13 protein-coding genes are annotated in these 10,444 nt (G+C 71.5%); 8 read left to right on the plus strand and 5 right to left on the minus strand.

Annotation, left to right across the window (positions count from 1 at the left end):
* The first annotated feature begins 119 nt into the window (after nucleotides 1–119).
* The 5 genes from JHY01_RS07990 (at nucleotide 120) to JHY01_RS08010 (ending at nucleotide 2,780) form a co-directional block, all read left to right on the plus strand.
* The gene (locus tag JHY01_RS07990) at nucleotides 120–575 is read left to right on the plus strand and encodes an SRPBCC domain-containing protein (RefSeq protein WP_205325088.1); all 456 of its coding nucleotides are present in this window, start codon (nucleotides 120–122) and stop codon (nucleotides 573–575) included.
* Complete coding sequence (locus JHY01_RS07995) at nucleotides 572–922, plus strand: metalloregulator ArsR/SmtB family transcription factor (RefSeq protein WP_205325089.1); 351 nt, start codon at nucleotides 572–574, stop codon at nucleotides 920–922. Before JHY01_RS07990 ends, JHY01_RS07995 begins: the two co-directional genes overlap by 4 nt.
* Nucleotides 923–934: 12 nt before the next feature.
* Nucleotides 935–1,393, plus strand: a complete 459-nt coding sequence (locus JHY01_RS08000) for an SRPBCC domain-containing protein (protein ID WP_205325090.1) — start codon at nucleotides 935–937, stop codon at nucleotides 1,391–1,393.
* 113 nt (nucleotides 1,394–1,506) lie between these two features.
* Nucleotides 1,507–2,052, plus strand: coding sequence for a hypothetical protein (locus tag JHY01_RS08005; protein WP_205325091.1), 546 nt, complete (start codon nucleotides 1,507–1,509; stop codon nucleotides 2,050–2,052).
* A 29-nt stretch (nucleotides 2,053–2,081) separates the two neighbouring features.
* A complete protein-coding gene (locus JHY01_RS08010; protein ID WP_205325092.1) occupies nucleotides 2,082–2,780 on the plus strand; it encodes a bifunctional 2-polyprenyl-6-hydroxyphenol methylase/3-demethylubiquinol 3-O-methyltransferase UbiG in 699 nt (232 codons plus the stop codon).
* A gap of 16 nt (nucleotides 2,781–2,796) precedes the next feature.
* Here JHY01_RS08010 and JHY01_RS08015 read toward each other — a convergent pair whose 3' ends face one another.
* Nucleotides 2,797–4,083 carry an APC family permease gene (locus JHY01_RS08015; protein ID WP_205325093.1) on the minus strand — a complete coding sequence of 429 codons (1,287 nt, stop codon included), beginning with the start codon at nucleotides 4,081–4,083 and terminating at the stop codon, nucleotides 2,797–2,799.
* Nucleotides 4,084–4,163: 80 nt separating this feature from the next.
* On the opposite strand from JHY01_RS08015, the gene JHY01_RS08020 reads away from it, so the two are divergent.
* A complete protein-coding gene (locus JHY01_RS08020; protein ID WP_205325094.1) occupies nucleotides 4,164–4,640 on the plus strand; it encodes an Lrp/AsnC family transcriptional regulator in 477 nt (158 codons plus the stop codon).
* 235 nt (nucleotides 4,641–4,875) lie between these two features.
* On the opposite strand, the gene JHY01_RS08025 is transcribed toward JHY01_RS08020, so the two are convergent.
* Entirely contained in the window at nucleotides 4,876–5,499 is a 624-nt protein-coding gene (locus tag JHY01_RS08025) for a helix-turn-helix domain-containing protein (protein WP_307814313.1), read from the minus strand.
* Between the two features lie 37 nt (nucleotides 5,500–5,536).
* On the opposite strand from JHY01_RS08025, the gene JHY01_RS08030 reads away from it, so the two are divergent.
* Complete coding sequence (locus JHY01_RS08030; protein ID WP_205325096.1) at nucleotides 5,537–5,863, plus strand: rhodanese-like domain-containing protein; 327 nt, start codon at nucleotides 5,537–5,539, stop codon at nucleotides 5,861–5,863.
* Between the two features lie 194 nt (nucleotides 5,864–6,057).
* Here the strand turns inward: JHY01_RS08030 and JHY01_RS08035 are convergent, their stop codons facing one another.
* On the minus strand, nucleotides 6,058–7,005 hold the full coding sequence (locus tag JHY01_RS08035) for an NADP-dependent oxidoreductase (RefSeq protein WP_205325097.1): 948 nt from the start codon (nucleotides 7,003–7,005) through the stop codon (nucleotides 6,058–6,060).
* 173 nt (nucleotides 7,006–7,178) lie between these two features.
* On the opposite strand from JHY01_RS08035, the gene JHY01_RS08040 reads away from it, so the two are divergent.
* Nucleotides 7,179–7,796 carry a cellulose binding domain-containing protein gene (locus tag JHY01_RS08040; RefSeq protein WP_205325098.1) on the plus strand — a complete coding sequence of 206 codons (618 nt, stop codon included), beginning with the start codon at nucleotides 7,179–7,181 and terminating at the stop codon, nucleotides 7,794–7,796.
* A 2-nt stretch (nucleotides 7,797–7,798) separates the two neighbouring features.
* On the opposite strand, the gene JHY01_RS08045 is transcribed toward JHY01_RS08040, so the two are convergent.
* Nucleotides 7,799–9,454, minus strand: a complete 1,656-nt coding sequence (locus JHY01_RS08045) for a DNA glycosylase AlkZ-like family protein (protein ID WP_205325099.1) — start codon at nucleotides 9,452–9,454, stop codon at nucleotides 7,799–7,801.
* Between the two features lie 4 nt (nucleotides 9,455–9,458).
* Complete coding sequence (locus tag JHY01_RS08050) at nucleotides 9,459–10,295, minus strand: NAD(P)H-binding protein (protein ID WP_205325100.1); 837 nt, start codon at nucleotides 10,293–10,295, stop codon at nucleotides 9,459–9,461.
* Nucleotides 10,296–10,444 lie beyond the last annotated feature (149 nt).

Genomic DNA, 10,444 nt, shown 5'->3' on the forward strand with positions numbered 1-10,444 from the left:
TTCACGGCTCTGACCAGGTGCGGCGTTCTCGCTTCCAACTTTAAGCAACAAATGGTTGCATGTATTCACCCCTTGCGGTAACGTGATGTGCAACCAAACGTTGCGAAAGGATGGCGATCATGGAACTCGGATCCATAGAGCGGGAGATCCGCATCGAAGCCTCGCCGGAGGTCGTCTTCGACGTGGTGAGCAGCCCCGAGCACCTCAAGGCCTGGTGGCCCGACGAAGCGGAACTCTCGCCCGACGGGCACGGCCGCATCGGGTTCGGCAAGGGCGGCGACGAGATCGACTGGGAGCAGTTCACCGTGGTCGACGCGATGCCGCCGCGGCACTTCTCGTTCCGGTGGACCCACCCGGCCGGCGAGCAGGCCGTCCCCGGCAACTCGTACCTGGTCGTCTTCGAACTCGAGCCCGCCGGCACCGGCACGGTCCTGAAGATGACCGAGACCGGCTTCCGCGAACGCGGCTGGGCCGAGGCCAAGGTCGCGGCCGAGCACGCCGACCACGTCACCGGCTGGGACCACTTCCTGCCGCGCCTGGCGCCGTACGCGGAGAAGGTCGGAGCGGGGCGATGAGCACCGCTGTCGACGACGACCTCTGGTCGGCGATCGGCGACCCGACCCGCCGCCGGATGCTCGACCTGCTGCTGGGCGAGGGCAGCGGCACGGCGACGAGCCTGAGCGTGCGCCTGCCGGTCACCCGTCAGGCCGTCGCGAAGCACCTCGCCGTCCTCGACCGCGTCGGCCTCGTGCACGCCGCGACCGCCGGGCGCGAGAAGCACTACCGCGTGGACGAGGTCCGGCTGGCGCGCGCCGCCGCCCAGCTCGAAGCGGTCGGATCTACATGGGACTCCCGGCTCCGGCGCATCAAGCGCCTCGCCGAGTCCATCGAGCAGCAGCAGGAAACCCAGAACGAGCAGTAGAAGGAGAAGGACATGGTCGACATCCTGCACCGCATGGGCGCCGAGCACACGACGCCCGAGCGGGCATATGAAGTGCTCACCACACTGGATGGCCTATCCGGCTGGTGGACCGAGCGGACCACCGGTGCGACCGGCATCGGCGACGTGATCGATTTCCGATTCGAGCGCGATGGCGCCGAACTCGGCTACTTCGACATGTCGGTCGTCGAACTCATACCGGGCAAACGCGTCCAGTGGGAGGTCGTGGACGGGCCGCCCGAGTGGATCGGGACCCGGATCCACTGGGACCTGCGCCAGGAGGGCGACTACACGGTCGTCCTGTTCAAACACGAGGGGTGGCGCGAACCGGTCGAGTTCATGCACCACTGCAGCACCAAGTGGGCCTTGTTCCTGATGAGCCTCAAGCAGCTTCTCGAGACGGGCAAGGGCGCGCCCGCGCCGCATGACGTGCGCATCGACGACTGGAACTGACCCTCGCAGGGGCACGGGGAGGGCCGCGGCCCTCCCCGATGGTCACTACCCGCGAGTAACCATGCGGTAGCGCTGCATGACGGGTTTGCCCCCACTGGTTATGATTCGCGACCATGACGACCATCTTCGAGGTGTTGACCTGGGGCCGTGAGGGAACCAAGGTCGACGGGCGGCTCACCCGCCGCCTCGGCGACGACACCCGGTTCCCGCGAGGGGCGGCGTTCGGCCTCCAGCTGCTCATGGACGCCTGGTTCCAGGGCTTCGGCACGATGGCACTCGACCCGGGCACCGCCAAGGAGTTCGAAGAGTGCTTCGAGCTGTTCCTCGGCAAGCAGGTCTGGACCGACGACGAAGGCCACCTCCTCGACCCGGCCACCAAAGAACTCGTGCGGCCCAAGGTCAAAGCCATCGAACACTTCGGCGACCGCCTCGACGGATCGAACGGCCGCTCCGGCGGCTACCGCTACCTCGTCCTCAAACCGCAGAACGAGGAGTTCCACCGCCGGGCCGCCGCGATCATCGCGTCCTTCGCGATCGAGGCCGAACCCGGCGGCGACAAGGCCCGGTTCACCGTCGAGGCCACCGATCCGAAGTACGTGGCCCACATGGAGGAGCACTGCTACTTCCAGACGGCCTTCACCGGCGGACTCCCCACCTGACCGGACGCCGCGGCGGCTAATGTCCGGCCATGGGCGACACCGGATATGAACGCGCGACGCGCGAACGATACGACCACCTCGCGGACGAGTACTTCGAACGGTTCAAGGACTCGATCCGGGAGCGCCACTTCGATCGGGTCATGATCGCGGCGTTCGCGGAGCTCGTCGAGGCCTCCGGGAACCCGCGGGTGCTCGACATCGGATGCGGGCCCGGCTATGTCACCGAGTACCTGCACGGCCTGGGTCTCGACGCGAGCGGCATCGACCTCTCCCCCGAGATGATCGCGCTGGCCCGCAAGGCGTACCCGGACCTGGCCTTCGCGACCGGGGACATGACCGCGGTCGACCTGCCCGACGGCGGCCTCGGCGGGGTCCTCTCACGCTCCTCGATCATCCACGTCCCGCCCGAGCGGCTGCCCGCCGTCTTCGAGGAATGCCACCGCCTGCTCGCGCCCGGCGGGCACCTCCTGCTGATGTTCCAGGCGCACACCGACACCTCGCAGATCGCCTGGGCGTTCGACCACTCGGTGACGACCGCGTACCGGCTCTCGATCGGCCGCGTCGGGGACCTGGTGGCCGCGGCGGGATTCCAGGAGGTGGCCCGGCAGATCGTGGCCGCGGAAGAGGACGAGCTGCGGGGCTTCCACTACGGCTGCCTGCTGATGCGCAAACCGGAGGCGCGGGCCGACGCGGACTGGGTCGCCGACCACGTCGACGGCTTCCGCTGACCTGCAGGGAAACCAGTTACGCGCCCTGCCGCACCGCAACCGGGTGCGGCAGGGGCCGCCCCGGTCTCGAGCGCAGGTAGGCCAGGGCGAGGACGGCGATCCCCAAGGGCAGCAGCAGGTACCAGGAGAGCGCGGTGCCGATCGCGGCAGTGCACGCGGTCGCGAGCAGCGCCCGGACGCGAGCCCGGCCGGTGAGCAGCCGGACCGCCGCCGCGCACGCCAGGACCGTGACGCCGGCGAGGACCGCCGAGGTCGCGCGCATCTGCACGTCGAGGCCGAGCCCGAACCAGGTGGCCCCGGTGAACGCGGTCCCCGTGAGGACCGCGAGCACCGCGAGGCTGCGGTGCGGAGTGCGGCCGGGCTCGTGGCCCTTGGCGAGCGGCGCGGGCATCGCGCCGTCGCGCGCGAGCGCCGCGCCGAGCCGGGACGCCCCGGCGATGAAGGTGTTCATGGCGCCCAGGCTGAGCAGTGCCGCGCACACGGCGGTGAGCGGCGCCGCCGCCGGACCGAAGCCGTACGCGAGCAGGTCGGTGAGCGGCACGGCCGAATGGGCGGCCCTCCCGCCGAGCACGCCCGCGGTGGCGGTCGCCAGGGCAAGGTAGACCGTGGCGACGACGGCCAGGGCGAGCGCGGTGACGCGGCGCAGCTGCCGGGTCGGGTCGGTGAACTCGCCGGAGAGGTGGCTCGCGGCCTCCCAGCCGGAGAAGGCGTAGAACAGGACCGCGGCCGCCGAGAAGACGCCCGCGAAGCCGTGCGGCGCGAACGGGCGCAGGTTCGCCGGGTCGAAGTGCGGCAGGGCGGCCGCGCACGCGACCGCGAGGAGCGCGATGAGCAGCCCCATGAGGACGAGCTGCGCACCGCCGGAGAGGCGCAGGCCGATGTGGTTGGCGGCGAAGGCGGTCGCCAGGAGAATCGCGGCGATGGCGGTGACGGCGGTGCGGCCGAACCCGGCTGCGTCGGCGATGTAGGCCGCGCCCACGAGCGCGGCCGAGCTGGCGCCGACGGGGATGACGCTGAAGAACCACCAGCCGCCGACGGCGGCGGCGCGGTCGCCGAAGGCCGCGCGGGTGAACGTCGCGACACCGCCCGCGTCCGGTCGGCGCGCGGCGAGTTCGGCGAAGGTGGCGGCGACCGGGATCGAGAGGACGAGGAGCGCGACCCAGGCGAGGAGGGCGGCGGGTCCGGCCGCATTCGCGGCCAGGCCGGGTAGGGCCAGCACGCCGGGGCCGAGGATCGCGCCGAGGTAGAGCGCGGTGCCGCGCGCGGTCCCCAGAGAGCCGCGAGGGGGATTTCGGTCATTCATGCGGAGCAACGGTATGCGCGCGTTCGGTCGTTCCGGGGGTCCGCCGAACGTTCGGCCGGTATCGGCGCGATAATCCGCGGATGGACGAACTTGACGCATCGATCGTGCAGTTGCTCCAGTCGGATGCGCGGCTGTCGAACCGGGAACTGGCCCGCCGACTCGGGATCGCGCCGTCGACCGCGCTGGAGCGGGTCCGGGCGCTGACCAGGCGCGGGGTGATCCGCGGCTACGGCGCCGATGTGGACCTCGCGGCGCTCGGCCGGCGCGCGGAGGCGCTGGTGTCGGTGCAGCTGCGCCAGCACCAGCGATCCTCGTACGAGTCGTTCCGGGAGACCGTGGGCTCGTGGCCGGAGGTGGTGACGCTGTTCGTGGTCTCCGGCGGGAGCGACATCGTGATCCACGTGGCCGTCCCCGATGTCGAACGGCTGCATGCGTTCCTGGTCGACCGGCTCGGCACGAGGCCCGAGGTGGCGCGCTTCCAGACCTCGATGGTGTTCCAGCGCCACCACAATCGGGTGCTCGAGCCGCTGCCGCCCGAGGACCATGGGGTGCGGTGACCGAGGCGGCGCGGCAGTTGCACGCGAAGGTCGATTCGACGACCGCACCGTCCTCGAACCGCGCGCCCCTATCGATGTTCGGACCGCTGCAGTCGAAGCTCAGCCACGGGCCGCAATCAACGCCCCGGCTCGACGATCTCCTTCCAACGCACTGCGTTCACGACTTGAACCGAATGCAGTCGATGCCCCGGTCCGGGACAGCGGCGCTTCGGCTCCGCGATGCGGGGGACACGCCCTAGCGGCCCCGGTCCGCCGCAGTCCACATGCGATGAACGCCCGCCCTGATACGCTCCTCCCCCAGCTCGGGCAGCAGCGCGGTCAGATGCTCGGCGCCGAGCATCGCGAGGAGGGCGTGCGCGGTGTGCTCGGGATCCCCACCCTGCGGCAGCAGGATCGACACATGCCGGTGCCAGAAGCGGTAGGCGCCGATACGGTACCGCGCACCCGGACTCGCGGTCTCGGACATGCGCACCAGCGGCAGGTACTCGAACGCGTAGTCCAGATACGCATCAGCGAAGGCCGCTAGGCGTTCCCCCTCTGGCGCACCGGGTCCCAGCGGCGGCGGTCCGCTGAGGACCGCCTCTTGGAGCACGCGCTCGCGCGCGTCGAGCAGCGCGGCGGCCAGCCCGGCCTTGTCGCCGAAGCGGCGGAAGAGCGTCCCCTTCCCGACCCCGGCGGCGGCCGCCACCTGGTCCATCGAGACGGCGTCCACGCCGTGCTCGGCGAAGAGCCGGGCCGCCGCGTCGAGGATCGCGGCGCGGTTGCGGGCGGCGTCGGCGCGTTCCTTGGGCGGCGGCGTGCGCAGCAGCTCAAGCGGGGTTGCAGAACCGGACTGCAGTCCGTTACTATCGTCAGACACATATGGACTATAGTCCACTTACCTGGAAGGCGATACCATGACCGCGCTCATCACCCGTGAGGAACTCCAGAAGGCGATCGCGAACGGCGCCGTGACGGTGGTCGACGCCCTCGGCGGCGAGTACTACGCGAAGCAGCACCTGCCCGGGGCCCTCCCGCTCGTGCTCGCCGACGTCGACGCCCAGGCGCCGACGCTGCTGCCCGACCGCGACGCCGCGATCGTCACGTACTGCTCGAACGAGGCCTGCCCCAACAGCGGCCAGGTCGCCGAGCGCCTGACCGGCCTGGGCTACACCGACGTTCGGAAGTACAAGGAAGGCATCGCGGACTGGACCGAAGCGGGCTTGCCCGTCGAGTCCGCCTGAGCCCGAACGCAAGACCGGGCCCACACGAGGCGCTCGGCTGGGAAGCCCCGGCCGAGCGCCTCGCTGAACTCATCCAGACCAGCGAATGACCAGCAGTGCCGCAGCCACCCTGGAATCCGCCGTCTCGCACGCGGTTGCCCGTTCGCCTACCGGACAGCGAGCCCCCAGGCCGTATAGGACAGGAAGGCCGCTCCCTATACGGCTTCGATGGTGAGCACGGTCTTGCCGCGCGACTTGCCCGCCTTCAACCGCGCCAAGGCGTCCGCGGCGTCCTCGAGCGGCACCTTGTAGTCGATGCGCAGGCGCAGCTGGCCGTGCTGGACCGCGTCGGCGAGGGACGCGAGCGTCGCCGGCTTCGCGTTCGCGTACAGGTTCGCACCCCGCAGCCCGCGGGCGGCGAGCAGCTCGGCGTCGACCGCGCCGTTCGAGGAGACGATCACGCCGTTCGGCTTGAGCAGCGCCGCGATCGGCTCGATCTCACCGGGACCGGAGATCAGGTCGACGATGGCGTCGATGCCGCCGGGATGGGCGACGCGGACCTGGTCCGCCGTCGGCCCCACCGTGAAGTCGATGGTCTCGGCAGCCCCGAGCTCGCGCAGATACGCGGCGGTCGCTGGATCCGTGGTGCCGATGACCCGCACGCCCTGAGCGGCGGCGAGCTGCACGGCGGCCTGACCGACGCCGCCCGACGCGCCGTTGACGAGCAGGGTCTGCCCCGGGCCCGTCCCGGTGCCCTCGACGAAGTCGTGCGCCGCGGCGCCCGCCGTGGGCAGGGCCGCGGCGATGTCGAACGCGAGCCCCGCGGGCATGCGGGCGAGCTTGGCGGCCTTGGCGACCGCGAACTCGGCAAAGGAACCGCGGCCGTGCTTGACGTCCATGAACTGCCCGAAGACGCGGTCGCCGGGCTCGAAGCCGACGCCGTCGCCGACGCGCTCCACCGTCCCTGCGCCGTCGGAACCGAGCACCAGCGGGAAGGAGTGCTCGACCGAGTCGCGCATCGCCCCTTCGACGACCTTCCAGTCGAAGGGATTCACGCCCGCGGCGGCGAGGCGCACGAGCACTTCGCCATGCCCCGGCTCAGGGACGGGCTGCTCGGCAACGCTCGGTTCGGTATCGAAATCGGTGACTACGACGGCACGCATGGACATCCCTTTCGTTCTGCCCGAATCTACACCGGCATCACGTGCGCTTCAGGCGTTCAAAGGCGCGCGACGGAGCCTTGTAGGCTTCCTTCGGCGCTGCACAATAGAGACCGGCGCCTCAGCCCCAGGCCGCGAAACCCCTGCGCAGCCCGATCCCGTTGGAGGAGTTCACCATGCGCCCATGGATGGACCGCGCCGCGCTGCGCGGAAGCATCCACGGCCGCCTCCTGCTCGTCCTCATCGCCGTCGCCGTCCTCGCGTCGGTCGCCGCGGTCTGGCAGTTCAGCGCGCTCCGCGACGACCACGACCCCGACCTCGCCGTGCTCAGCGACCCCGCGACCACAGCCGAGGCCGACACCAGCGTCCTCGACGGCTCCTCGGCGGGCCCACCGGCGACACCGTCCCCCACCGTCGCCGAGTCGCCGACCGAGACGGCCTCGAGCAGCGCGCCCGCGACCGAGCCCGCCGGCGGCGGGGAGGAGGCCGCGGCCGACGGCACGCCGTGCACCGCCTCGCTCACCCTCGACAGCGAGTGGAACGAGTCGGTGTCGATCACGGTGACCGTGGCCAACACCGGCACCGAAGCGATCGACGGCTGGGAGATCCTGATCGGGATCAAGCACCTGACCGTGACCGCCACCTGGGGACTCACCCACATCGAGGGCGAACGCTACGGCGACATCCTGCTCAACGCCGCGATCAGTCCGGGCGGCAGCGTCGACGCGAGCTTCCAGGCCGACGTCCGGGGGCGGTACGAGATCCCCGCGACCGTCCCCTGCACGCCGCTCTGAGGTCAGACCGAGCGGATCGTCGGGCGGTGGTGTACCGGGAAGTTCACCGATCGCGCGATGAAGCAGTCCCGGTTCGCGTCGTGATGGAGCGCCATCGCACGGTCGGCCAGCGCGGGGTCGGCGATGGTGACCACGGGCGAGAGGGTCACCTCGGTGAATCGCCCGCCGCCGCCCGCTTCGGTCATGGTGCCGGTCACGGTGTCCTCGTAGGCCGTGACGACGAGTCGCTCACGCGCGCAGAGTGACAGGTAGGTGAGCATGTGGCAGTCGGCGAGGGCGGCGACGAGCAGTTCCTCGGGGTTCCAGCGTTCGGGCTGGCCGCGGAAGGCGGGGTCGGCGCTGGCCTGGATGACGGGTTTGCCTTCGGCGATGAGGTCGTGGTCGCGCCCGTATTCGCGGTAGTTCGCGGTGCCTTTGCCGGTGTTGCCGGTCCAGCGCGTCGTGATCTCGTAGTGGTGTTCGCGGCCGCTCATGGCGGGGCTCCTTCCGGTTGAACGGGGCGGGCTGGGGCATCGTAACCGAGTCGCCAGTGTCGCGGTCTCGCCAGCGGGGAGGCGCTTCCACCAGTGGTGGTAGCGGCTGTAGACGTCGGGGTCGCGGTCGGCGAGGAACGCGGCGAGCGCTTCGGCTTCGGCGGCGAGTCCGGCCCAGTCGTCGTCGGTGAGGGGCCGGAAGGCGGTGGCCTCGATGCCGTGGGGGCTCGTGCGCCAGACGCCTGCGGCGCGGCCGTCGACCAGGATCATCGGGAGCACGTCGCCGTTGTTGCGGATCAGGATGGCGCGGAGGTCGGGCGGGATGGTGCGGCCGCGGTCGTGGTGGGCGAGGAACGCGTTGTCCCACATGGCCATGAGGCGCGGCGGCGCGGGGGTGTCGGCGTCGGGGATCGCGGCTTCGGGCAGGTCGTAGAGCGCTTCGCCTTGCGGGCCTTGGTATTCGCGCAGGCGATCGCCGAGGGCTTTGACGGCCTGCTTCACCCTGCCGCGCTGGACCATGGCGAACTGGGCGGCGTCGGGGACGGAGGCCGGGCCGAATCCGGAGAGGTAGCGGAGGACGAGGCGTTGCAGGGCGGTGTCGGCGGCGTCGCGGTCGCCGAGCGCGGGCCGGTCGGGTGCGGCGAGGTAGGCGACCTTCTCGTTGAAGGCCCATGGGCCGCCGAGCGGGACTCGCAGGAGGGGGGCGTATTGGCGGATGCCGGGCCAGACGGCTTTCGCGGTCTCGGGGTCGAGTCGTTCGGCGAGCCGGGCTTCGCATTCGCGGGCGGTGCGGGTTTCGGTGGCGTAGTCGAGGATGTCGGCGGCGTGTTCGGCGGCTTCGCTCGGGGCGATGCCGGATTCGGCGATGCGGCCGCCGAGTTTCGCGGCGTACAGGGACGGCTCGGTGGCTTCGCGGAAGGGCCGGTACTCGTCGGCGGCGACGGCGTGCAGGGTCATGCGGATCGGGTTGCCTCGCACGATTTCGTTCGAGGTGAAGGCGGCGTCGAGGTCGGCGGGGTCGAAGTCGGCCACGCGGTTCCACAGTCCGATGTAGGGGGAGGCGGGCGACTGGGCCTGGACGGCGACGGCGGAGCGGACCGCGGCGACCACGTCCCGCGGCTTGCGCTGCAGGAGTGACTGCCGGTCGAGGAGCGAGCGGTTGAGCTGGTCGGCGTTGAGCTGCATGGGGTCAGCGTCGCAGGTAGGCCGCGAGGGTCGTCGGGGGCGTCCCGGTGAGCCGCTCGATGTCGCCTGACGCGGCGGCGAAGCGGCCTTCGCGCACGGACCGGAACATGCTGGCGTAGGCCTCGATGAGCCACGCGGGTTCGCCGTCGGCGGCGAGGCGGGCGCGGTAGTCGGCGTCGTCGATCGCCCGGTACCGCACGGGTTCGCCGAGCGCTTCGCCGGCCGCGGCGGCGATCTGGTCGCCGGTGAGGGCTTCGGGGCCGGTGAGCTCGAGGACGCCTTCGATGCGGGCGGACGCGGCGGCGGCAAGCGCGCGGGAGACGTCGTCGCGGGTGCAGAACGAGGTGCCGGGTGCGCCGTCGCCGAGCGGCAGGGCGAGTTCGCCGTCGCGTGCGGCATGGTCGAACGGCACGTCGAGCCAGGTGGCGGCGAAGAAGTCGGCGAAGACGGAGGTGCGGGCCAGGCAGTGGGGGCGGTCGGCGAGGAGGCCTTCGGTCTCCCGGTGGCCCGGCGAGTAGTAGAAGCGCGAGTCCGGGGCGATGTCGATGATGCTGGTGTAGACGATGCGGACGTCGGCGGGGCAGGCGGCGATGACGTTGCGGTGGTGGCGGGTCATGGTCTCGGCGGTGCCGTCGCTGGAGACCATCACGAGGGTGTCGAGTCCGCGGAGGGCCGCGGTCAGGGACGCGGGGTCGTCGTAGTCGGCGCGGCGGGCGGCGATTCCGGGCGCGACGGCTTCGGGGCGTCGGGCGAGGGCGACGAGGTCGTCTCGGCCCGCGGCGAGCAGGTGGCGGATGACCCCCGAGCCCACGCCGCCGGTGGCTCCGGTGATGCCGATCATTGGGGTCTCCGTTCCGCGTGGGCCGCTCGGTGCGCTGCCTATTGTGCCCGGGGCGGTGCGGATCGGCGACGGGGGCGCGGCGGGGGGGGGGGGGGGGGGGGCCGCCCCCCCCCCCCCCCCGGGGGGGCGCGGGGGGGGGGGTGGGGGCG

Origin of the sequence: Glycomyces sp. YM15 (genome assembly GCF_016918015.1) — a bacterium.
Classification (GTDB): domain Bacteria; phylum Actinomycetota; class Actinomycetes; order Mycobacteriales; family Micromonosporaceae; genus Glycomyces.